The sequence below is a fragment of the Leisingera sp. S232 genome, from assembly GCF_049800895.1.
In the GTDB taxonomy this organism is placed as follows: Bacteria; Pseudomonadota; Alphaproteobacteria; order Rhodobacterales; family Rhodobacteraceae; genus Leisingera.
In genome coordinates this window covers 25,959-46,914 of sequence record NZ_JBNAFX010000030.1, presented here as the reverse complement: position 1 = coordinate 46,914, position 20,956 = coordinate 25,959, and the positions used below count along the sequence as shown (strand labels likewise).

General features: G+C 59.9%; 31 protein-coding genes and 1 pseudogene. 26 read left to right on the top strand and 6 right to left on the bottom strand.

Features of this window, described 5'->3' with window-relative positions; genetic code table 11:
• Nucleotides 1-89 precede the first annotated feature (89 nt).
• A complete protein-coding gene (locus ACP151_RS16375; RefSeq protein WP_424979971.1) occupies nucleotides 90-521 on the top strand; it encodes a DUF1489 family protein in 432 nt (143 codons plus the stop codon).
• Nucleotides 522-747: 226 nt separating this feature from the next.
• Here the strand turns inward: ACP151_RS16375 and hisG are convergent, their stop codons facing one another.
• The 3 genes from hisG to hisS are packed head-to-tail and all read right to left on the bottom strand — an operon-like array spanning nucleotide 748 to nucleotide 4,033.
• Nucleotides 748-1,446 (bottom strand): ATP phosphoribosyltransferase, encoded by a 699-nt coding sequence (gene hisG / locus ACP151_RS16370; RefSeq protein ID WP_424979970.1) that lies wholly within the window; start codon nucleotides 1,444-1,446, stop codon nucleotides 748-750.
• Nucleotides 1,443-2,531 (bottom strand): ATP phosphoribosyltransferase regulatory subunit, encoded by a 1,089-nt coding sequence (locus tag ACP151_RS16365; RefSeq protein WP_424979969.1) that lies wholly within the window; start codon nucleotides 2,529-2,531, stop codon nucleotides 1,443-1,445. Before ACP151_RS16365 ends, hisG begins: the two co-directional genes overlap by 4 nt.
• 2 nt (nucleotides 2,532-2,533) lie before the next feature.
• Nucleotides 2,534-4,033: a histidine--tRNA ligase gene (gene hisS, locus ACP151_RS16360; protein ID WP_424979968.1), complete on the bottom strand. Its 1,500-nt coding sequence runs from the start codon at nucleotides 4,031-4,033 to the stop codon at nucleotides 2,534-2,536.
• A gap of 268 nt (nucleotides 4,034-4,301) precedes the next feature.
• On the opposite strand from hisS, the gene ACP151_RS16355 reads away from it, so the two are divergent.
• Entirely contained in the window at nucleotides 4,302-4,496 is a 195-nt protein-coding gene (locus tag ACP151_RS16355) for a SlyX family protein (RefSeq protein WP_366660787.1), read from the top strand.
• 99 nt (nucleotides 4,497-4,595) lie between these two features.
• Nucleotides 4,596-5,219: a hypothetical protein gene (locus tag ACP151_RS16350; RefSeq protein WP_424979967.1), complete on the top strand. Its 624-nt coding sequence runs from the start codon at nucleotides 4,596-4,598 to the stop codon at nucleotides 5,217-5,219.
• Between the two features lie 264 nt (nucleotides 5,220-5,483).
• Here the strand turns inward: ACP151_RS16350 and ACP151_RS16345 are convergent.
• Nucleotides 5,484-6,073, bottom strand: a pseudogene (locus tag ACP151_RS16345) (IS5 family transposase); the annotation flags it as partial.
• Between the two features lie 606 nt (nucleotides 6,074-6,679).
• Between ACP151_RS16345 and ACP151_RS16340 the strand changes: the two are divergent.
• From ACP151_RS16340 to ACP151_RS16305, 8 genes are all read left to right on the top strand, one after another.
• Entirely contained in the window at nucleotides 6,680-7,846 is a 1,167-nt protein-coding gene (locus tag ACP151_RS16340) for a nucleotide sugar dehydrogenase (protein WP_424979966.1), read from the top strand.
• Nucleotides 7,847-7,889: 43 nt separating this feature from the next.
• A complete protein-coding gene (locus tag ACP151_RS16335) occupies nucleotides 7,890-8,933 on the top strand; it encodes an NAD-dependent epimerase/dehydratase family protein (RefSeq protein ID WP_424979965.1) in 1,044 nt (347 codons plus the stop codon).
• A gap of 377 nt (nucleotides 8,934-9,310) precedes the next feature.
• On the top strand, nucleotides 9,311-10,153 hold the full coding sequence (gene rplB / locus ACP151_RS16330; RefSeq protein ID WP_424979964.1) for a 50S ribosomal protein L2: 843 nt from the start codon (nucleotides 9,311-9,313) through the stop codon (nucleotides 10,151-10,153).
• Between the two features lie 3 nt (nucleotides 10,154-10,156).
• On the top strand, nucleotides 10,157-10,435 hold the full coding sequence (gene rpsS / locus ACP151_RS16325; RefSeq protein ID WP_024088539.1) for a 30S ribosomal protein S19: 279 nt from the start codon (nucleotides 10,157-10,159) through the stop codon (nucleotides 10,433-10,435).
• A 3-nt stretch (nucleotides 10,436-10,438) separates the two neighbouring features.
• Nucleotides 10,439-10,819 carry a 50S ribosomal protein L22 gene (gene rplV / locus ACP151_RS16320; protein ID WP_008557868.1) on the top strand — a complete coding sequence of 127 codons (381 nt, stop codon included), beginning with the start codon at nucleotides 10,439-10,441 and terminating at the stop codon, nucleotides 10,817-10,819.
• A complete protein-coding gene (gene rpsC, locus ACP151_RS16315; RefSeq protein ID WP_424979963.1) occupies nucleotides 10,819-11,529 on the top strand; it encodes a 30S ribosomal protein S3 in 711 nt (236 codons plus the stop codon). The genes rplV and rpsC overlap by 1 nt, the downstream gene beginning before the upstream one ends.
• Before the next feature lie 12 nt (nucleotides 11,530-11,541).
• Entirely contained in the window at nucleotides 11,542-11,955 is a 414-nt protein-coding gene (gene rplP, locus ACP151_RS16310) for a 50S ribosomal protein L16 (RefSeq protein ID WP_424979962.1), read from the top strand.
• 247 nt (nucleotides 11,956-12,202) lie between these two features.
• The gene (locus tag ACP151_RS16305) at nucleotides 12,203-12,823 is read left to right on the top strand and encodes a TIGR02466 family protein (protein ID WP_424979960.1); all 621 of its coding nucleotides are present in this window, start codon (nucleotides 12,203-12,205) and stop codon (nucleotides 12,821-12,823) included.
• Nucleotides 12,824-12,904: 81 nt separating this feature from the next.
• Here ACP151_RS16305 and ACP151_RS16300 read toward each other — a convergent pair whose 3' ends face one another.
• Nucleotides 12,905-13,252, bottom strand: a complete 348-nt coding sequence (locus ACP151_RS16300) for a DUF6122 family protein (protein ID WP_424979959.1) — start codon at nucleotides 13,250-13,252, stop codon at nucleotides 12,905-12,907.
• A gap of 47 nt (nucleotides 13,253-13,299) precedes the next feature.
• Complete coding sequence (locus ACP151_RS16295; RefSeq protein ID WP_424979958.1) at nucleotides 13,300-13,629, bottom strand: DUF2322 family protein; 330 nt, start codon at nucleotides 13,627-13,629, stop codon at nucleotides 13,300-13,302.
• Between the two features lie 275 nt (nucleotides 13,630-13,904).
• Between ACP151_RS16295 and rpmC the strand changes: the two genes are divergently transcribed.
• The 15 genes from rpmC to rplO all read left to right on the top strand — a co-directional run bounded on the left by rpmC (nucleotide 13,905) and on the right by rplO (nucleotide 20,845).
• The gene (gene rpmC / locus ACP151_RS16290) at nucleotides 13,905-14,105 is read left to right on the top strand and encodes a 50S ribosomal protein L29 (protein WP_424979957.1); all 201 of its coding nucleotides are present in this window, start codon (nucleotides 13,905-13,907) and stop codon (nucleotides 14,103-14,105) included.
• 12 nt (nucleotides 14,106-14,117) lie between these two features.
• A complete protein-coding gene (gene rpsQ / locus ACP151_RS16285) occupies nucleotides 14,118-14,348 on the top strand; it encodes a 30S ribosomal protein S17 (RefSeq protein ID WP_424979956.1) in 231 nt (76 codons plus the stop codon).
• 100 nt (nucleotides 14,349-14,448) lie between these two features.
• Complete coding sequence (gene rplN, locus ACP151_RS16280; protein ID WP_005621870.1) at nucleotides 14,449-14,817, top strand: 50S ribosomal protein L14; 369 nt, start codon at nucleotides 14,449-14,451, stop codon at nucleotides 14,815-14,817.
• Nucleotides 14,818-14,819: 2 nt separating this feature from the next.
• A complete protein-coding gene (gene rplX, locus ACP151_RS16275; protein WP_424979955.1) occupies nucleotides 14,820-15,125 on the top strand; it encodes a 50S ribosomal protein L24 in 306 nt (101 codons plus the stop codon).
• Nucleotides 15,125-15,688, top strand: a complete 564-nt coding sequence (gene rplE / locus ACP151_RS16270) for a 50S ribosomal protein L5 (protein ID WP_424979954.1) — start codon at nucleotides 15,125-15,127, stop codon at nucleotides 15,686-15,688. Before rplX ends, rplE begins: the two co-directional genes overlap by 1 nt.
• Nucleotides 15,689-15,707: 19 nt before the next feature.
• Complete coding sequence (gene rpsN, locus ACP151_RS16265) at nucleotides 15,708-16,013, top strand: 30S ribosomal protein S14 (protein WP_424979953.1); 306 nt, start codon at nucleotides 15,708-15,710, stop codon at nucleotides 16,011-16,013.
• Between the two features lie 13 nt (nucleotides 16,014-16,026).
• Nucleotides 16,027-16,419 carry a 30S ribosomal protein S8 gene (rpsH, locus tag ACP151_RS16260; protein WP_424979952.1) on the top strand — a complete coding sequence of 131 codons (393 nt, stop codon included), beginning with the start codon at nucleotides 16,027-16,029 and terminating at the stop codon, nucleotides 16,417-16,419.
• A gap of 13 nt (nucleotides 16,420-16,432) precedes the next feature.
• Nucleotides 16,433-16,966: a 50S ribosomal protein L6 gene (gene rplF, locus ACP151_RS16255; RefSeq protein ID WP_424979951.1), complete on the top strand. Its 534-nt coding sequence runs from the start codon at nucleotides 16,433-16,435 to the stop codon at nucleotides 16,964-16,966.
• Between the two features lie 11 nt (nucleotides 16,967-16,977).
• Nucleotides 16,978-17,337: a 50S ribosomal protein L18 gene (gene rplR, locus ACP151_RS16250; RefSeq protein ID WP_424979950.1), complete on the top strand. Its 360-nt coding sequence runs from the start codon at nucleotides 16,978-16,980 to the stop codon at nucleotides 17,335-17,337.
• Nucleotides 17,338-17,468: 131 nt separating this feature from the next.
• Nucleotides 17,469-18,038 (top strand): 30S ribosomal protein S5, encoded by a 570-nt coding sequence (gene rpsE / locus ACP151_RS16245; RefSeq protein ID WP_424979949.1) that lies wholly within the window; start codon nucleotides 17,469-17,471, stop codon nucleotides 18,036-18,038.
• A gap of 13 nt (nucleotides 18,039-18,051) precedes the next feature.
• On the top strand, nucleotides 18,052-18,240 hold the full coding sequence (gene rpmD / locus ACP151_RS16240) for a 50S ribosomal protein L30 (RefSeq protein WP_424979948.1): 189 nt from the start codon (nucleotides 18,052-18,054) through the stop codon (nucleotides 18,238-18,240).
• Nucleotides 18,241-18,501: 261 nt separating this feature from the next.
• Nucleotides 18,502-18,711, top strand: coding sequence for a DUF1127 domain-containing protein (locus tag ACP151_RS16235; protein ID WP_424979947.1), 210 nt, complete (start codon nucleotides 18,502-18,504; stop codon nucleotides 18,709-18,711).
• A 266-nt stretch (nucleotides 18,712-18,977) separates the two neighbouring features.
• Nucleotides 18,978-19,193 (top strand): DUF1127 domain-containing protein, encoded by a 216-nt coding sequence (locus tag ACP151_RS16230; RefSeq protein ID WP_424979946.1) that lies wholly within the window; start codon nucleotides 18,978-18,980, stop codon nucleotides 19,191-19,193.
• A gap of 535 nt (nucleotides 19,194-19,728) precedes the next feature.
• Nucleotides 19,729-20,202: a hypothetical protein gene (locus ACP151_RS16225; RefSeq protein ID WP_424979945.1), complete on the top strand. Its 474-nt coding sequence runs from the start codon at nucleotides 19,729-19,731 to the stop codon at nucleotides 20,200-20,202.
• A 172-nt stretch (nucleotides 20,203-20,374) separates the two neighbouring features.
• On the top strand, nucleotides 20,375-20,845 hold the full coding sequence (gene rplO / locus ACP151_RS16220; protein WP_424979944.1) for a 50S ribosomal protein L15: 471 nt from the start codon (nucleotides 20,375-20,377) through the stop codon (nucleotides 20,843-20,845).
• Nucleotides 20,846-20,956: the final 111 nt, after the last annotated feature.

Sequence of the window (20,956 nt, the reverse complement as noted above, 5' to 3'; positions counted from 1 at the left end):
TATTACCGAGTGTACCACAATACCTTGCTAGCGCCAAACTCCGAACTACTATATAAAGGTGTGTCTCTGGACGACTCTGTGGGGAACCTGTGGATAAACGCGTGAATCTCGTAAAGCTCTCGGTGGGGACCGAAAGCGTCGAAAGCTTGATGGCCTGGCAGGAAATGCGCAGCCGGGACTTGCCGGAAGGCCTGCCCCGCCATGTGACCCGGATGTGGCCCAAACGCGAAGCAGAAATCCTGAACGGCGGTTCGATCTTTTGGGTGATCAAAGGGCTGATCCAATGCCGCCAGCGCGTGTTGCGAATGGATGAAGTGACCGGTGAAGACGGTATCCGCCGCTGTGCCATCATCCTCGACCCGCAACTGCACCGCACACACACGGCGCCCAAACGCCCGTTCCAGGGCTGGCGCTACCTGAAATCCGAAGATTCACCCGCCGACTTGCCTGCAGGCAAAAGCCAGGAAGAGCCGCTGCCGCTGGAACTGTCTCAGGCGCTGGCGGAAATCGGGGTCGTCTGAGGCGGTCCGCTCCCCCCGCGGCAGCCTCGCCAGCGCCGGGCATCAGCCCGGCGCACGGCCCAACTGGTGCGGAAGTATCTTCAGATGCTTCCAGCAACAGGCGGGAGCACCCCGGCAGGCGGCATGCATCCAGAACCACAAAGCAGCCCTCCCGCCCCCTTTGCAGGCATCAATAGATGCCTTGAAGGCGTTGGGCCCGGCCCGCGCTGCGCGCGGGCGGATGCGCTTACTTGCGGTGCTCCAGCAGGTCCAGCAGCGTGTTCAGCGCCGCTTTTTCATCGCCATCATATTTCGCCACCCGGCTGCGCCATAGGGTTGCTTGCGATTTCAGCACCAGCCCGTCGCTCAGAAGCTTCAGATGGTTGGCGCGCAGGGTCTCGCCGGTGGAGGTGATGTCCGCCACCATTTCGGCGGTTTCATTCTTTACCGTGCCTTCGGTTGCGCCCTGACTGTCAACCAGCTGGTAATCCGCCACCCCGGCATCGGTCAGGAATTCCCGCACCAGCCGGTGGTATTTGGTGGCAATCCGCAGCCGGTGGCCGTGTTCTGCGCGAAAGGCCGAAGCCGCCGCGTCCAGGTCATCCAGCGTGTCCACGTCGATCCAGAATTGCGGCACCGCCAGGATCAGGTCAGCATGGCCGAACCCCATCTCTGCCAGGCCTTCCACCTGCTGTTCAAACCGTGGCAGCTTCTCCTGAACCAGATCGGTGCCGGTGACACCCAGATGAATCCGCCCCGCAGCCAGCTCGCGCGGGATCTCGCCTGCGGACAGCAGCACCAGTTCCATGTTCGACACGCCTTCGACGGCGCCCGCATACTCGCGGTCAGAGCCGGTCCGTGTCAGCGTTACGTTGCGCTTAGCAAACCAGTCAAAGGTCTTTTCCATCAACCGCCCCTTGGACGGCACCCCCAGCTTCAGGGTCATTTGCCTGTCTCCTCAAGCAGCAGCATCAGATCAGGACGCAAGACGCCACCCACGGCCGGGATCTCTTCGCCGTCTCCCAACTGCCGGGTCAGCGCGTCATAGCGCCCGCCGCTGGCCACCGGCGGCAGATCGGGCCGCGCTTCGGCATAAAAACCAAAAACAAAGCCGTCGTAATACTCCATCGAGGTCCGCCCGTAAGAGGCCTCGAAGTCGAGGTTCTCCACATCCACGCCGCGCGCCTTCATCGCCGCAGTGCGCGCGTCCAGCCGGTCCAGTGCCGGGTTGATCTGTGGCAGGTCCACCGCAATGTCGCGCATCTGCTCGGTGGCAAAAGGCACGGTTTCCCGCACCGCCATCAGCGCCTCCAGCGCCAAAAGCTCATTCTCGGCAATCGGCGGCGCCTTGGCGTCTTCGCGCAGCGCCTCAACCCGAGCCTGCACTTCAGCAGCCCGGCGCTTGCCCAGTTCCACGGCTGATCCGGTCAGATCCCCTTCGGTTTCCAGCAGCTTTTTGCGGCTCTCCGGCACTGGCACCCGGCCAGAAAACCGGTCCAGCAAAGCGCGGAACCGCCGCGGACGCCAGATGTGGCGCATCAGCGCGGCCTTGCGCTTGTCCGTGGTGTTCAGCCCCTGCACCGCCGCCATCAGGATGCCCATGTCGCCAATTGCGGCCCGCAGGGGCAGCCCGCGCACCTGAAGGGCAAACAGCGAAAACACTTCTGCATCAGACGCAGCCGCATCGTCGCGCTCAAACACTTCGTAGCCGACCTGCAGATATTCGTTGGGCCGGTCCGGGTCCTGTTCCTGGCGCCGGAACACCTCGCCCGAGTAGGTATAGCGCGCAGGCTCCGCGCCATGGCGCATATGCGCCTCTACCACCGGCACGGTGAAGTCCGGCCGCAGCATCTGTTCGCCGCGCAAAGCATCAGTGGTCACATAGGCGCGAGCTCGGATGTCCTCGCCGTAAAGATCCAGCAGGGTGCCAGCCGGCTGCAGCAGCGGCGTGTCCACCACCTGCGCGCCAGCAGCCTCAAAGCGGACCCGCAGCTGGGCGGCGCGGGCCTGAATATCAGAACGCAGCGTCATGATCAGCTCTGCCCGTCCAGGATTTCACGCACCTTGGCGACCAGTTCTGTGCGCGGCACCTCAAACTGGCTGGGACGTTCCTTCCATTCTTCCAGCGTCGCGCTTTCAGCGATCTTGGCGCCCAGGATCAGATCCTTGATCTGCACCACGCCACCGGCCTTCTCGTCGCCGCCTTCGATCACGGCCACCGGCGAATTCCGCTTATCCGCATATTTCAACTGGTTGCCAAAGTTCTTGGGGTTGCCCAGATAGACCTCGGCCCGGATGCCCGCATTGCGCAGCTCCGCAACCATGGCCTGATAGTCTGCCATCCGGTCGCGGTCCATCACGGTGACCACGACGGGGCCGGTTGCCGCCGCCGACAGCCGACCCTTGGCATGCAGCGCCGCCAGCAGCCGGTCAACACCGACCGAGACCCCCACCGCAGGGACTTCCTGCCCGGTAAAGCGCTTGACCAGCCCGTCATAACGGCCGCCGCCCGACACCGATCCGAACTGCCGTTTGCGGCCTTTCTCGTCGAGGATTTCAAAGGTCAGCTCCGCCTCGAACACCGGCCCGGTATAATATCCCAGACCGCGCACAACAGAGGGGTCGATCTCGATCCGGTCCTTGCCGTATCCGCCCGCAGCCAGCAGCTCGCCGATCTGTTCCAGTTCGGCAATGCCGTCCTGGCCCACCTTGCTGTCGCCGACAGCCGCGCGCAGGTTGGCAATGGTACCCGCCGCATCTGCCGCCTTGGACGTCAGGAACGCCAGCACCGGCGCGGCCTGATCGTCCGACAGGCCAACCCCGTCGATAAAGGCACCAGATGCATCCAACCGTCCCTTGGTCAGCAGCTCGCGCACGCCGGCCTCGCCCACCTTGTCGAACTTGTCGATGGTGCGCAGCACGTCATCACGCTTGGCGTCGCCGTCCCCCAGGCCCATGGCCTCCAGGACACCATTCAGAACCTTGCGGTTGTTCACCCGCACCAGATAGTCACCGCGCGGAATGCCGACGGTTTCCAGCGTGTCGGACAGCATCGCGCAGATCTCTGCATCCGCCGCCATCGAAGCGGTGCCGACAGTATCCGCATCACACTGGTAGAATTGGCGGAAGCGGCCCGGCCCCGGCTTCTCGTTGCGCCAGACCGGCCCCATCGCATAGCGGCGGTAGGGCGTCGGCAGATCATTGCGGTGCTGTGCGTAAACCCGCGCCAAAGGCGCCGTCAGGTCATAGCGCAGCGCCATCCAGTCGCCCCCGGACCCTGAACTGCCGTCGTCCTCGGTCTCCTGCCAGGCAAACACACCCTCGTTCGGGCGGTCCACATCGGGCAGAAACTTGCCCAGCGCCTCGACGGTTTCCACCGCCGAACTTTCCAGCGCTTCGAACCCGTAATGATGATACACACCCGCGATGGCCCGCAGCATCTCGCTGCGCTGGGTCACCTCCGCACCGAAATAGTCACGGAACCCCTTTGGCGTCTGCGCCTTGGGGCGGGGCTGTTTCTTCACTTTGGCCATGTTTGGCCTCCTCACGGGTAGCGGTTTCACTTGCTCGGCGGTCTAGCGGAAGCAGGCCGCAACAGCAAGACAGAGCCGCGAGAGGCAATGCCGCAGGACACAAATGCCGAAGTTTCACCCGGCCGAAAAGCCGGGCCACGCCTGCCTGCCCCCGGCAGGCGCATGCGCACCAGCCCAGGCAGTCCCAGCCCTCATTTCCAAGCGAAACCCATGGACCTCGACCGCCAACACGCCTATCTAAGCGCATCCGCAAACAAAGGCCTGACCCATGCAGCATCTGGAAGAGCAAATCGCCCATCTGACCCGCAGCGTGGAGGAAATGAGCGACGTGATCGCCCGCCAGCAGCAGGAGATCGACGTGCTGACCCGCCGCGTCGCCATGCTGATGCAGCGCGAAGCCACCCGCGAGCAGGAAGGCACCGGCGGCGTGGTTTTTGCCGACGAACGGCCACCGCACTACTGACCTCTGCCTCGCAAACCACGGTTTTCCTTGATCCATGCGCCCGCGCCGCGCAGGCTGTCACATAGGTATTTTGTGACACGTGATAAGGGGGGCAGCGCCATGGCACCATCCAACGACCCGGTGGAGTTTGTCGAAAGAGGTATCGAAAAACTGCACACCCGGATGATCTTCTACCTCAAGAAAGTCTGGAAGCGCGTCCGCTCGCTGCTGATGCCGCTGCGCAAATTCATGAAGAAAATGCTCTCGGCGGCCAAGTCCATCGCCAAAACCGTGGGCAAGAAAGCCGTCGCACAAGTCACCTCTGCCGGGCAGACGGTGCTCAGCCTGCTGGACCGGGTGGAGCAGATGCTGAAGGCCATGATCAAACTGGGCCAGCGCATCCTTGATACCATCCGCAAGACCACCGACCGCGCCCGGCTGGTCAAAGTGCTGAAAACCGTGGTCCGCAAATACGTCGAGATGTTCCGCCAGATCTGGGGCTGGGTGCAGGAGATCTGGGAGCAGATCGGCGTGCTCGACACCGCGCTTATGATCCTGAACCGCTTTGCCTCGGTGCTGCAAATCGTCTTTGGCTGGATCAAGGAACTGACCACGATCCTGGGCGGCGTGAAGAAGGTGAAGGGGATGCTGAAAAAGGTGGTCAAAACCCTGCGGCTGGAAATGAAAGAGGCGATCCGCCTGCTGAAAGACGTCGCCAAACTGCCGGTTCCGAAGGAGGCCTAAGCCCGCTCCCGCCTCGAACGGGTTTGCGGCAGCCCATGAGATGGCGCCTCAACGGGTTTTCTGGGCAATTTATCCCGGCCAAGTCCGTAGAACTTCTCCGGTGGAGTGCTTTGCCTCACCACTGCGCCAGCCCGCCCGAACTGAGGCCCGTCTCGGAAGTGATCCGAGGGATCATTTCAGGGGCGAACAGGCGGAGCCCTGAACGGCCGCAGGCCCAGGGCGCGTCGCGACGCTATTCCGGGCTAGCAGTGCGACGCGCCTAGGTCATGCTGACAAATGGCGCACCCGGAACCGGATGGATGTTATGTCGATGAACCCGAGGTAGCTTTCTGCGGTTTTGTCGTATCGAGTAGCAACGCGGCGGGCGTTCTTGAGCTTATTAAAACACCGTTCTACCAAGTTTCTCAATCGATACAGCCCGTGATCCACACCGGCGCGCATCTTGCGGGTCTTTCGCATCGGAATTTGGGTCAGGATATCACGTTCATTCATGGTTTTCCGAATTCGATCAGCATCATAGCCTCGATCTGCCAGCAGCACGCAAGGCTCGGGCAGATTGTCATCCATCACCAAGTCAAACCCTAGGTAGTCCGAAATTTGCCCTGGCGTGATATCTGTTCTCATGGGGAGACCATGCGCGTTGACGCGGAGGTGGATCTTGGTCGTGAAGTCGGAGATGGTCCAGAAAACAGTCCAGTGGACTGTTTTCCCATCGGACGCTCTTGAATGGCCAAAACCCTGTCTCGGAGTCCCCCTTTTGCGCCCGCTTCGTGATGATGCGCGCGAATGACAGTGCTGTCGATCATTTGGAGAGCGTCTGGAACGGTCCCGCTTTGATTCAAGGCTTCGAGTAAAGAACCCTTTGGACCCTTTGGACCCAAAAGTGGCCGAAATGGAGAAAATTCCCACCTTAAGATGCCTGGCTCGTCTTTAGCGCAGGATTCCAGTGGGCATATTGCGGCGAAGATCGCATCCGCGATGCTCCGGGCCAGATCCAAGACCAGGTTGGAGAGCCGACAGAGGGCCCCAAGAAGAAGTTCGGAGACCTCTATGACCGGTTGGCATTCGATTTGCGTTCTGAAGAGTATTCACAATTCAGAGCTATTCTGCGTGACCACATTGCGACAACCTGGCCGTTGGGGCCTGTAGACGATCTCATGGGCGAACCTGTATTGGAGCGCCGCGTCCACTCGGTTATCACGGCTTCGCGGGAGGTGGGAAGGCAATGTGCCGCGGCGGATACATCTGCCGGACCAATTACGCGGATCCATTATGAAACTATGGCCGCGAAACAGCGGCGCTACCCGTGGAAATGTCCAATCATGAAATGGGTGCTTTTTATCGGGGTATGGCTGCGCAATAACTGTGAAAATGACAAATGAGCATATTACAAACACCGGTGTCATGATCTGCGGCGGCCTAGGGTCGGGTAGGGGATACCTATGTCGGGGGATGACTGTATGAAAATCGCGGTTGCAGGATTGGGTTATGTCGGGATGTCGAACGCGGTGCTTCTGGCACAGAAGCATTCGGTTGTGGCCATCGACATATCTGAAACGCGGGTGCAGATGGTGAACAGCCGTCAGTCCCCGGTTGCCGATGCTGACCTAGAGGATTTCCTGGCCAACCGCGTGCTGGACTTGCAGGCCACAACGGATCCAGCCGCGGCTTATGGGGATGCGGAATATGTGATTGTGGCCACCCCGACCAATTATGATCCCAGGCACAACAATTTTGACACCTCCAGCGTCGAGGCGGTGATCCGGCAGGTCATTGATATGAACCCGCAGGCCACCATCGTTATCAAATCGACGATCCCCGTTGGCTTTGTCAGGGAGATCCGCCGCGACCTGGGAACCGATCAGGTGATTTTCTCTCCTGAATTCCTGCGCGAAGGCCAGGCGCTGTATGATAATCTGCATCCCAGCCGAATCATCGTCGGTGAACGTTCGGAGCGTGCGCGGGTTTTTGCGGAATTGTTGCTGGAGGGCGCGGCGGACCAGGACGTCGAGGTTCTTTTCACTGATCCAGATGAGGCAGAGGCCGTAAAACTGTTTGCCAATACATATCTTGCCATGCGGGTGGCGTTCTTCAATGAGTTGGACAGCTATGCGATGGCCGGCGGCATGGATACGCGCCAGATCATCGAAGGCATCAGCCTGGATCCGCGCATCGGCAGCCATTACAATAATCCGTCCTTCGGTTATGGCGGCTATTGCCTGCCCAAGGACACCAAGCAGCTCCTGGCCAACTATAACCATGTGCCGCAGAATCTGATCGGCGCCATTGTCGATGCCAACCGTACCCGCAAGGATTTCCTGTCCGATCAGATCCTGATGACCGGCGCCCGGGTCGTCGGCATCTTCCGGCTGGTGATGAAGGCGGGCAGCGACAATTTCCGCCAGTCGTCCATTCAGGGCATCATGAAACGGCTGAAGGCCAAAGGGGTTGAAGTCATCGTCTATGAACCGGTGCTGGATCAAGAGGACTTCTTCCGCTCCCGTGTGGTGCGGGACCTGCAGTATTTTAAGGATAACTGCGATCTGATCGTGGCCAACCGCCTGACCGACGAGATCCGGGACGTCGAAGACAAGGTCTTCACCCGCGATCTCTTTGGCGGTAATTGAAACCGGTCGAACCAGCCCGGGCTTAAGGATAGGGAAAACCAACGTGCAAACCGTTCTGATCACCGGCTCGGCTGGCTTTATAGGGTATCATCTCAGCAAATTGCTGCTGGCGCATGGATACCGCGTCGTGGGGCTGGATGCCCTGACGGATTATTACGACGTCTCCTTGAAAGACGCCCGCCACGCCATGTTGGCAGCGGCGCCTGGTGGGGAGAATTTCACCCCTGTCACCGGCAAGGTCGAAGAACCCGGCCTTGTCATGGAGCTCTTTAAGGCACATCGTTTCGACTATGTGGTTCACCTGGCGGCTCAGGCCGGGGTGCGCTACTCGATCGAAAACCCGCGGTCCTATCTTGAAAGCAATCTGGTTGGGTCTTTTGAGGTTCTGGAAGCGGCTCGGGCGTATCCGCCCAAACACATGCTGCTGGCGTCGACGTCCTCGGCCTATGGTGCCAACACCCGGATGCCGTACCGGGAGGACCAGCGGGCTGACCACCAGATGTCCTTTTATGCGGCGACCAAGAAGGCCACTGAAAACATGGCGCATTCCTACGCGCATCTGTTTGATCTGCCGGTCACGATGTTCCGCTTCTTCACCGTCTATGGACCTTGGGGCCGGCCGGACATGGCGCTGTTCAAATTCACTAAGGCGATCCTCGAAGGCAAGCCGATCGACGTCTACAATCACGGCGACATGAAACGCGACTTTACCTATGTCGCCGATCTGGTCGAGGCGATCCGCCTTCTGCTGGATGCGGTGCCGGAGCGGCCGGCCGATGGCCAGGTGCCCGAAGGGGACAGCCTGTCACCGGTGGCGCCGCACCGGGTGGTCAATATCGGCAATTCGGATTCTGTTCAGCTTACGGACTTCATTGCCGCCATCGAGAAAGCCACCGGTCTTCCGGCGGTGCGTAACATGATGCCGATGCAGGCAGGGGATGTGCCTGCCACATGGGCGGATGCCAGCCTGCTGAAATCCCTTACTGGCTATGCTCCGAAGACGGATGTGGAAACCGGGGTTGCCGCCTTTGTAGACTGGTACCGCGACTACTACCGCCCGAACGAGGCGGCCCAGGGGGCGAACTGACGGCAGGCCACCGGCGCGGCGCGCGGGAGGCTCTGCGGCTGCACTGTTCACAGGTTCCGGGCTTGGCTGTGCTTACGCAGGCAGATGCCCGCAGGAGCCGGGGGAAGGTCTGGCGGAACCAGCCGCAAAGGGGCTGAACTCAGTCATTGCCACCTTCCGGCGACTCTGCTAAACGCCATCCATCCTGAAGACCCCGGATTCGTTTCCGGGGTTGTTACGTTTGTCAGGATACACGAACTCGGGGACCTTCGGGGCCCTACAACACGGCCACCTTAGTAGGGCGTTTCCTATGGAAACAAACGGGCAGGGGGCTTTTAACATAGCTGGGCCAAAGACAAGAACCTAAGGCCTGGCACGCTAAACGGAAGACAGAAAGCATGGCACTTAAGTCGTATAAGCCGACGACGCCGGGCCAGCGTGGGCTGGTTCTGATCGACCGTTCGGAGCTTTGGAAAGGGCGTCCGGTCAAGTCTCTCACTGAGGGTCTGACCAAATCGGGCGGCCGGAACAACACCGGACGGATTACTTCCCGCCGCCGCGGCGGCGGCGCAAAGCGTCTCTACCGGATTGTTGACTTCAAACGGAATAAATTTGATGTCGCCGCAACCGTCGAGCGCATTGAATATGACCCCAACCGTACTGCCTTCATCGCTCTGGTGAAGTATGACGACGGCGAGCAGGCCTATATCCTGGCTCCGCAGCGTCTGGCAGTCGGCGATCAGGTCATCGCCTCCGCAAAGGCAGACATCAAGCCGGGCAACGCAATGCCGTTCTCGGGCATGCCGATCGGTACCATCGTTCACAACATCGAAATGAAGCCCGGCAAAGGCGGCCAGATCGCCCGTGCAGCCGGTACTTACGCTCAATTCGTTGGCCGTGACGGCGGTTACGCTCAGATCCGCCTGTCCTCGGGTGAACTGCGCCTGGTGCGTCAGGAATGCATGGCCACCGTTGGTGCCGTGTCGAACCCCGACAACTCGAATCAGAACTTTGGTAAAGCCGGCCGTATGCGCCACAAGGGCAAGCGTCCTTCTGTGCGTGGTGTCGTCATGAACCCGATCGACCACCCGCACGGTGGTGGTGAAGGCCGGACCTCCGGTGGCCGCCATCCGGTTACCCCCTGGGGCAAACCGACCAAAGGCAAACGGACCCGCAACAAGAACAAGGCGTCGCAGAAGCTTATCGTCCGCTCGCGTCACGCCAAGAAGAAAGGCCGCTAATCCATGGCACGTTCCGTATGGAAAGGCCCCTTCGTTGATGCTTATGTCCTGAAAAAGGCCGAAGCAGCGCGTGAATCGGGCCGCAATGAAGTGATCAAGATCTGGTCGCGCCGTTCCACCATCCTGCCGCAGTTTGTCGGTCTGACCTTTGGTGTCTACAACGGCAAAAAGCACATCCCAGTCAACGTCTCGGAAGACATGATCGGTCAGAAGTTCGGTGAATACTCGCCGACCCGCACCTATTATGGCCACGCCGCAGACAAAAAAGCGAAGCGGAAGTAAGTCATGGGTAAGGAAAAGAATCCCCGCCGCGTGGCAGACAACGAAGCAATGGCAAAACTGCGCATGCTCCGTACCTCCCCGCAGAAACTGAACCTGGTGGCTCAGATGATCCGTGGCAAGAAAGTTGAGAAGGCTTTGACCGACCTGACTTTCTCCAACAAGCGGATCGCGCAGGACGTGAAGAAATGCCTTCAGTCCGCCATCGCGAATGCTGAGAACAACCACAACCTGGACGTCGATGAACTGATCGTCGCCGAGGCATGGGTTGGCAAGAACCTGACCATGAAACGCGGCCGTCCGCGTGCCCGTGGCCGGTTCGGCAAAATCCTGAAGCCGTTCGCGGAGATCACCATCAAGGTGCGTCAAGTTGAGGAGCAAGCCTAATGGGTAACAAAGTTAATCCGATCGGCATGCGCCTGCAGGTGAACCGCACCTGGGACAGCCGTTGGTACGCCGACACCAAGGATTTCGGTGATCTTCTGCTGGAAGACATCAAGATCCGTGATTTCATCAAGGATGAGTGCAAGCAGGCTGGTATCGCCCGTGTGATCATCGAGCGCCCTCACAAGAAGTGCCGTGTGACCATTCACACTGCGCGTCCGGGCGTGATCATCGGCAAGAAAGGCGCAGACATCGAAACCCTGCGCAAGAAGCTGGCGAACATCACCGACAGCGAACTGCACCTGAACATCGTTGAAGTCCGCAAGCCGGAACTCGACGCTGCTCTGGTCGGCGAGTCCATCGCACAGCAGCTGGAGCGCCGCGTCTCCTTCCGCCGTGCCATGAAGCGCGCCGTGCAGAACGCCATGCGCATGGGTGCCCTGGGTATCCGCGTGAACGTTGCGGGCCGTCTCGGCGGTGCGGAAATCGCACGTACCGAATGGTACCGTGAGGGCCGCGTGCCGCTGCACACCCTGCGTGCCGACATCGATTACGCACACGTCGAAGCCAAGACTGCCTATGGCATCATCGGGATCAAAACCTGGATCTTCAAAGGCGAGATCATGGAACACGATCCTGCGGCGCGTGACCGTAAAGCACAGGAAATCCAGGACGGCCCTGCACCTCGTGGTGCTGGTGGCGGTCGTCGCTAAGGAGGATTTGAGATGCTTCAGCCAAAGCGCACTAAATTCCGCAAAATGCACAAGGGCCGGATTCACGGCCTGGCAAAAGGCGGCTCGGACCTGAACTTCGGCACCTATGGCCTGAAGGCAACCACCCCTGAGCGTGTGACTGCACGCCAGATCGAGGCTGCCCGTCGTGCCATGACCCGCCACATGAAGCGTCAGGGTCGTGTCTGGATCCGCATCTTCCCGGATACCCCTGTTACCTCCAAGCCCGTCGAAGTTCGTATGGGTAAAGGTAAGGGTTCCGTGGATTACTGGGCCTGCAAAGTGAAGCCCGGCCGCGTGATGTTCGAGATCGATGGCGTCAGCGATGAAATCGCCCGCGAGGCTCTGCGCCTTGCTGCGATGAAGCTGCCGGTCAAGACCCGCGTCGTGGTCCGCGAAGACTGGTAAGCGGCGGCTTTGCCGCCGTGTGCAGGCCAGCTGCAGTTGCTTTTGCAAATGCGGCAGGGGCGCATCCGGTCCTGAAAATCAAACCCCTCGCTGAGCAATCAGCGGGGGGTTTTTGTTGCAGGAAGCCCGGGGGCTCTGCCCCCGCCGCCGCTGGCGGCTCCCCCGGGGGATTTGCAACCAGAAAGAAGCAGGGTCTGCCGGGAGGAACTGTCTCGCCAAGGCGGGGCAGCTGGAGTATCAGGGCCGCATGGCCCAGATTGACTCGCTCTTCGTGACCCGCCTCTACCGCGCGCAACTGTCCGAACACGGACCTTCTGTTGACGCGCAGGAACTGGAAAACTCCTGCCTTGTGATCGCCGGTGACGACGACGCGGGCCAGGACTGGTGCGAGGAGAACGGCTATCCTGGCTATACCTCCTATGCGTCGCTGACGGATCTGCCCTGGCGGTTCCCCATCTTTGCGGATCTGGTGAAATCGCTGGATCTGCATGTGGCAGGCTTTGCCCGGGATCTGGAGCTGGATCTGGATGGCCGCAAGCTGGTGCTGGAGGATCTGTGGATCAATATCCTGCCCGAGGGCGGCACCCACGCCAGCCACATCCACCCGCATTCGGTGATCTCTGGCACAACCTATGTGTCGATGCCCGAGGGGGCCTCGGCGTTGAAACTGGAAGACCCGCGCCATGCGATGATGATGGCGCACCCGCCACGGGTGAAGGACTGTCGGCAGGAGCTGAAGACCTTTGTCTATCAGTCGCCTGCTGTGGGCGATGTGCTGCTGTGGGAAAGCTTCATCCGCCACGAGGTGCCGCTGAACATGGCAGAGGAAGAGCGGATTTCGGTGAGCTTCAATTACCGGTGGGAGTGAGGCCCGGTCCGCAAAGCGGCAATCGCTCCGGGGGAGCGATTGAGGGCCGAACGGGCGGAGCCCTGAAAGCCTGGTCTCCCCTTACCACGTCCCCTGTATGATGCAGTCCAGCCCGTCGGTTGCCAGATGCCACAGGGCACCCAGCGCCAACGCGCGGATTTTCCAGTTCGGTACCAGCAGCGCTGCAGTGTAGGCAGCAGCAGCCAGCCCTGAGTGCAACGGGTGAAAGCCGAGGCTGCAGCGGTTCGGGTCGAAGACCGGCGTCGCCAGCAGGTGGTCGGCGTCAATCGCATTCGCCAGGATCATCAGCCCGGCGGCCATCAGCCAGCGCTTGCGTCCAAAGAAAAGGCGCGCCAGGGCGAAAGGGGCGAGGAAATGAAAACCGTAGTGGATCAAGGTGGGAAGCAGGGTGAACAGGGCAGGCACCATGGCTAAGGCGGCAGATCCCGTTGCAGAGCCGGATCTGCCGCGCGGGGTCAGTTCATTATCAGTTGGATCGTCAAAGGTGCGCCGCCGTCGATAATGCCCAGCAGCAGGTCGATGTTTGGATGTGCGCCAGGGCGGTTTCTGGCGTCTTCTGTGTGTTCCGCAAAAACGGCGATGCCGTGGGAAGCGGCCTCTGCAGTCAGCGCATCAAAGGTCTGTGCCAGATACTGATACACCGCCAGCGACCCCTGTTTGCCGGGAATGTTGTCGATATGGGCCACAACAGTCTGGGAGCCATCCAGAAGTTCAATGCCGGCCAGCCCCTCGATCGGTGGCAGAAGCTGCAGGTTGTCTTTGAAAAATGCGGTCGGCTGGATCATTGCCTTGTTCCTTGTGGTGCGGTGAATTGCGGGCTGGCTAGCACCATTTGCCCGCCATCGCCATGGGGGCAAACGCGCAGTCCTCGCCCTGCAACCTTACCCTTGCCCCTGTGTCCCATCTCCTCTATAGGGACCCATCGCTTGTCCCTAATCCGCCTCGGATCAGGGTCGGGTGATTCTTTTTTGCCGTGCCGCTGGGTGCGGTTTGACATAACCCACCAGGTAACAAGGTGACCCTCGGGGCCTTCTGGTGCTTTGGACAAGGAACAAAGGCGATGAACGCCAATGATCTGCGCGAGAAAACCGTGGATGAACTCCGCGACGCCCTCGCATCCCTGAAAAAAGAGAGCTTCAACCTGCGTTTTCAGCAGGCAACCGGTCAGCTGGAATCGACCGCAGGCATCAAGGCGGCCCGCCGCAATGCTGCACGCGTCAAGACCATCCTGAACGAAAAAGCTGCAGCTGCAGCTGAATAAGGAGCTACTCGAATGCCCAAACGTATCCTGTCTGGCGTCGTGACCTCCGACGCAAACGCACAGACCGTCACCGTTTCCGTTGAGCGCCGCTTTACGCATCCGGTTCTGAAGAAAACCATCCGTAAGTCCAAGAAATACCGGGCTCACGATGAAAAGAACGCTTTCAAGATCGGCGACTCTGTACGCATCATCGAATGCGCGCCGAAATCGAAAACGAAACGCTGGGAAGTTCTGGAAGCCTAAGAGTCTCATTCGAGACTCCTGGCGACTGGGCTGAAAAGCAAAGTCGAAACCCTGGGGGATCACGCCACGCATCGGCGCCCCATAGGTCGGGAGAAACCACATGATCCAGATGCAAACAAATCTGGATGTTGCTGACAACTCCGGCGCTCGCCGAGTTCAGTGCATCAAGGTTCTGGGTGGCTCCAAGCGTAAATACGCATCCGTAGGCGACATCATCGTCGTCTCGGTCAAGGAAGCCATCCCGCGCGGCCGCGTGAAAAAAGGCGACGTCCGCAAGGCCGTTGTCGTACGCACCGCCAAAGAAGTCCGCCGCGAAGACGGCACTGCAATCCGTTTTGACCGGAACGCAGCCGTTATCCTGAACAACAACAACGAGCCGGTTGGTACCCGTATCTTTGGCCCGGTTGTTCGTGAACTGCGCGCGAAAAACTTCATGAAGATCATCTCGCTTGCTCCGGAGGTGCTGTAACAATGGCTGCTAAACTCCGCAAAGGCGATAAGGTCATCGTGCTGTCAGGCCGTGACAAGGGCAAAGAAGGCACCATCGCCTCTGTTGACCCGAAAGCCGGCAAGGCCATCGTCGACGGCGTGAACATGGCGATCCGCCACACCCGCCAGTCGCAAAACGAACAGGGCGGCCGTCTGCCCAAAGCGCTGCCGATCGACATGTCGAACCTGGCACTGCTGGACTCCAACGGCAAAGCAACCCGCGTCGGCTTCCGCGAGGAAGACGGCAAGAAGGTCCGCTTTGCGAAAACCACCGGGGAGACTGTCTGATGGCTGACGCAGCAACCTACACCCCGCGCCTGAAGACCCTCTACAAAGAGACCATCCGTGGCGCTCTGAAAGAGGAATTCGGCTATAAGAACGACATGATGCTCCCCAAGCTGGAGAAAATCGTTCTGAACATCGGCTGTGGCCGCGCTGCTGTCAAAGACAGCAAGAAAGCCAAATCCGCACAGGCTGACCTGACCGCAATCGCGGGCCAGAAGGCTCTGACCACCGTGGCCAAGAACTCCATCGCCGGCTTCCGCGTTCGCGAAGGCATGCCGATGGGCGCCAAGGTGACCCTGCGCGGCGACCGGATGTACGAATTCCTGGATCGTCTGACCACCATTGCGATGCCCCGTATCCGCGACTTCCGCGGCGTTTCGGGCACCTCTTTCGACGGCCGCGGCAACTATGCCATGGGTCTGAAAGAGCACATCGTGTTCCCGGAAATCGATTTTGATAAAATCGACGAAGCCTGGGGCATGGACATCGTGATCGCCACCACCGCGAAAACCGACGCGGAAGCAAAGGCGCTGTTGAAAGCTTTCAACATGCCCTTCAACAGCTGAGCGCGGGAAGGATAGAGACATGGCTAAGAAAAGCATGATCGAACGCGAGAAGAAGCGCGAACGCCTGGTGGCAAAATACGCCGCAAAGCGTGCCGAGCTGAAAGAAATCGCGAAAGACGAAAGCCGCCCGATGGAAGAGCGCTTCAAGGCGCGCCTGAAACTGGCGAAACTGCCGCGCAACTCGTCGGCAACCCGTCTTCACAACCGCTGCCAGCTCACCGGCCGTCCCCACGCTTACTACCGTAAGCTGAAGGTCAGCCGTATTGCGCTGCGCGAGCTGGGGTCTGCTGGTCAGATCCCCGGCCTGGTGAAATCGAGCTGGTAAGGGAGAGACAGATATGAACGATCCTATCGGCGATATGCTCACCCGTATCCGTAACTCTCAGATGCGCGGCAAATCCACCGTCATGACCCCGGCTTCCAAGCTGCGGGCATGGGTGCTGGACGTGCTGGCAGACGAGGGCTACATCCGCGGTTATGAGAAGATGACTGGTGAAAATGGTCACCCGGCCATCGAAATCAGCCTGAAATACTTCGACGGCGAACCTGTTATTCGCGAGCTCAAGCGGGTTTCCAAGCCCGGCCGCCGCGTTTACATGGGCGTCAATGACATCCCGTCGGTCCGTCAGGGCCTGGGCGTGTCGATTGTCTCCACCCCCAAGGGTGTGATGTCGGACGCAAGCGCACGCGCAGCCAACGTTGGCGGCGAAGTGCTCTGCACCGTCTTCTAAGGAGGCCTCGCAGATGTCCCGTATTGGTAAAAAACCGGTCGAACTGCCCAGCGGCGTGTCCGCTGCCGTGTCCGGCCAGACCATCGAAGTGAAAGGCCCGAAAGGCGCCCGCACCTTCACCGCAACCGACGACGTCACTCTGACCGTGAACGACAACGTTGTCACCATCGAGCCGCGCGGCAAGTCCAAGCGTGCCCGTCAGCAGTGGGGCATGTCCCGCACTCAGGTGGCAAACCTCGTGACCGGCGTGACCCAGGGCTTCAAGAAAGAGCTTGAAATCCAGGGTGTGGGTTACCGGGCTCAGATGCAGGGCAACACCCTGAAGCTGAACCTGGGTTACAGCCACGACGTTGATTTCATCGCTCCGGAAGGTGTCACCATCACCGCGCCGAAGCAGACCGAAATCGTTGTGGAAGGTATCGACCAGCAGCAGGTGGGCGAAGTGGCGGCGAAAATCCGCGACTGGCGCCGTCCCGAGCCCTACAAAGGCAAAGGCATCCGCTACAAGGGCGAGTTTATCTTCCGCAAGGAAGGCAAGAAGAAGTAAGGACCAGCAAAATGGCAAACAGCAAACGTACCCTGTTTCTGAAGCGCCGGCTGCGCGTCCGGAACAAGCTTCGCAAAGTGAACGCAGGCCGTCCGCGTCTGTCCGTGCACCGTTCGAACAAGAACATCTCTGTTCAACTGATCGACGATCTGCGCGGCGTGACTCTGGCAGCGGCGTCGACCCTGGAAAAAGATCTCGGTGTTGTCGGCAAGAACAACATCGAAGCGGCAACCAAAGTGGGTGCAGTGATCGCCGAGCGCGCAAAAGCGGCTGGCGTGAGCGAAGCCTACTTCGACCGCGGCGGCTTCCTGTTCCACGGCAAGGTGAAGGCTCTGGCCGACGCTGCGCGTGAAGGCGGCCTGAAGATCTAAATCCCATGCGGGCAGCCTTTTGGGGCTGCCCCGATGATCCGGGAGACCGGCCTTCGGGCCGGTTCTCACCAAGGATTGACAGAACAGGCGCCCCCGTCTTACCGGACTGCGCCCTATGAAAGGAATGCCTGATGGCAGAACGTGAAAACCGCCGCGGCCCGCGCCGCGACCGTGAAGAGACACCGGAATTCGCAGATCGCTTGGTCGCGATCAACCGCGTGTCCAAAACCGTAAAAGGCGGCAAGCGCTTTGGCTTTGCAGCTCTGGTTGTCGTTGGCGACCAGAAAGGCCGCGTCGGCTTTGGCAAGGGCAAGGCGAAAGAAGTGCCCGAGGCGATCCGCAAGGCGACCGAGCAGGCCAAGCGCCAGATGATCCGCGTGCCGCTGAAAGAAGGCCGCACCCTGCACCACGACATGTCCGGCCGCCACGGCGCCGGCAAGGTGGTGATGCGGACCGCGCCTGAAGGTACCGGTATCATCGCAGGTGGTCCGATGCGTGCTGTCTTCGAAATGCTCGGCGTCAAAGATGTTGTTTCGAAGTCGATCGGTTCGCAGAACCCCTACAACATGATCCGCGCCACCATCAACGGCCTGTCCAAAGAGCAGAGCCCGCGGTCTGTGGCTCAGCGTCGCGGCAAAAAGGTTGCTGACATCCTGCCCAAGCGGGACGAAGCACCGGCAGCTGCCGAAGCTGAAGCGTAAGGAGTAGAGACACATGGCAAAAACTATTGTCGTCAAGCAGATCGGTTCTCCGATCCGCCGCCCCGCCAAACAGCGCGCGACCCTGGTCGGCCTGGGCCTGAACAAGATGCACAAGACCCGTGAGCTGGAGGATACTCCTTCGGTCCGCGGCATGGTCAACTCGATCCCGCATATGGTTCAGATCATCGAAGAGCGCGACTAAGCCTCTTTTGATGCAGACTTTGGAAAGCGCCTCCGGGAAACCGGGGGCGTTTTTCGTTTTGACAATCCTGCCGGAACAAGGGGCGGGTTCTGCGGCAGGGCGGTTAACCTTCTGGCAAGGCCCCTTGCATGGCTTGCATAGCGGGCAGTCCGAACCGTCAGTTGTACGACTCAGGCGCCGAGCCTATTTCGATGCCACAACAACAGACCAAACACGGACAGCCGGGAATAGGCCCGGCCCGCCAGTACAAGGATCTTAATGATGGCACATGTTATTTCCGCTCCGGCCGGCGTTTCCCTGACCGCCCGCATCCACGCAGCCTTTGCCGGTGTTGTCGTCTCCTGGATGAAGGCCCGCGACTTCCAGCAGACGTTCAAAGAACTGGACGCGCTGACCGATCACGAGCTGTATGACATCGGCGTCCGCCGCTGCGACATTGGTGACATCGCGCGCCGGCACGTCTACGGCTAAGAATTCCTTTTCTCCCGGGCGCTCCTCTCCTCCTCCTCTTGTTGCCCGGGCCAAAGCGCCTCTGCCCCTGCCGGGCAGGGGCGTTTTCTCTTGGCGCAGGGCAGGATCTCTCACGCAGTTGTGTTATGCGCCCGCTGCATAGCCGCCAGACCGTAGCATCCGTTGTACAGCTGCGCCGCCATCCTTATCTCCGGTTCACTTCAGACGAACACATCAAGCGGCGCGCCAGAGGCACAGTCTGGCAGCGCAGCGAAGGAACAAGAACAATGGCATATTCAACTCTTTCCACACCAGCATCGGCTGGTCTCGTCACCCGTTTCCTGAGCATGGCCTCCGGCCTCTACCGGAACTGGCAGCTGCGGCGCGAATACAGGGCAACCGTATACGCCCTGCGCGCGCTCTCGGCCCGCGATCTGGCCGACATCGGGCTCAGCCGCTGCGCCATCCCCGGCGTCGCCCGCGAGCACGTCTACGGCAAGTAATTTCTCCGGCCGGCTGACGGATCCTCCTCCCTCTTCGAAAGCCCGGCCCGAAAGCGCCCCTGCCATCCGGCGGGGGCGCTTTTTGTTTCCTGAGCAAGAAAACACCGCCCGGCTGACAGGCTGTGCACTGCCCTACTTGATCTTCAAAACCGGGGTCGTCAGACCGTTGCGCCTCCACCGTACGCACCGCCTACGGCGCCTTAACCCACCTCTGGCAATATCATCCCCGGTCATGATCACCCGCCGGGCCTGACACCCCCGGCACCTGGAACAGGGCTCCGGTCTGGCACCCGGAGCGCGCGATACGCGTATTCGCATGGGGTCACCCCCATCCCATCTCCACCCCGGCGGCGCCGCCACCCTTTAACGGACGGCCAGCAGCGGAACGGACACAGAGTAACAGGCGGCAAGATGTGCAACCGGCAGGGCAGGGGCCTTGGCGGGGCAGGAAGGTTCAATGGTTAAGCCCACTGGAGTTTTCTGCCACAAAAATGCATAGTTCTTTTGATAGAAAGATCTCAACTTTGGTATTCATATGGACGTTCTTTCCGCCCTGCTGACAGCCCTCGGACTAGGTGCCAGGCGATCAGAGAAGGTTAGTGACCGCCGTTCCGAAGCATTCCGGCTGAACGCTGAAGTCGAGGCAAAACTTCTTCGATTGGACAGCTTTCAAAAGTTAGAGCGTGTTAAACTTACCAAAACTCTTATGGTACATATGCCGAATGATGTGGAAGCTTTGCACAGTTGTGAGAGGTATTTCGACAAACTTGATCAAGACATTGCCGTTGTTAAGCAAACAGTAGTTGACTGCAATGCGAGCATTTCTGCCAGTTCTTCCTTTGCGGCCCTTAACAAATGGGATGAGGTGATTGCACTGCTCCATAGGCAAAACTTGACTGTAGGCGAACAACTGGTCGCCACTACGTCTATTGTGGAACACTTTCACGCTTTGTTGGATCAAGCGATTGAAGAACTTCGGGCTGAAGGCAAGGAAATCAATAACGAGTAATGCGTCCTGAGTTCTTTGTGCTAAGAGCATCAGTGAAAGCCTAGCCTTGATCCTATTCCTCAACCCGTCTATACGCCCCCCGGTGGCGTTCTGCGCCATGGAATCACCAATCAAGAAAAGCCGCGGTTGGCCCGTCTCGCTTCGGGGGCCACATCCGGCAAGGAGAAGCGACATGAAACTTCACGAACTCAGCGACAATCCTGGCGCCGCCAAGAAACGTACCCGTGTGGCCCGTGGCCCCGGTTCCGGCAAAGGCAAAATGGGTGGCCGTGGTATCAAAGGTCAGAAATCCCGCTCGGGTGTTTCGATCAATGGCTACGAAGGCGGTCAGATGCCTTTGTACCAACGTCTGCCCAAGCGCGGCTTCAACAAGCCGAACCGCAAGGCATACGCCGTTGTGAACCTGGGCCTGATCCAGAAATTCATCGACGCAGGCAAACTGGACGCAGGCAGCATCACCGAAGATTCGCTGATTGCATCCGGCCTGGTACGTCGCAAGCTGGACGGCATCCGCGTCCTGGCCAAAGGCGAAATCACTGCCAAGGCAACCATCGCGGTCACCGGCGCCTCCAAGGCCGCTGTTGAGGCCGTAGCCAAGGCTGGCGGCTCTCTGACCGCGGCAAACGCAGCCGCCGCAGAGTAAGCGCTTGTGAGCGGCGCCAATGCCGCTTACATAAGCTCTCGAGTTTTCCCATGACGCCGCCCGAGCCGGAAAACGGTTCCGGGCGGCGTTTCCGCTAAAGAAGAGACCTTT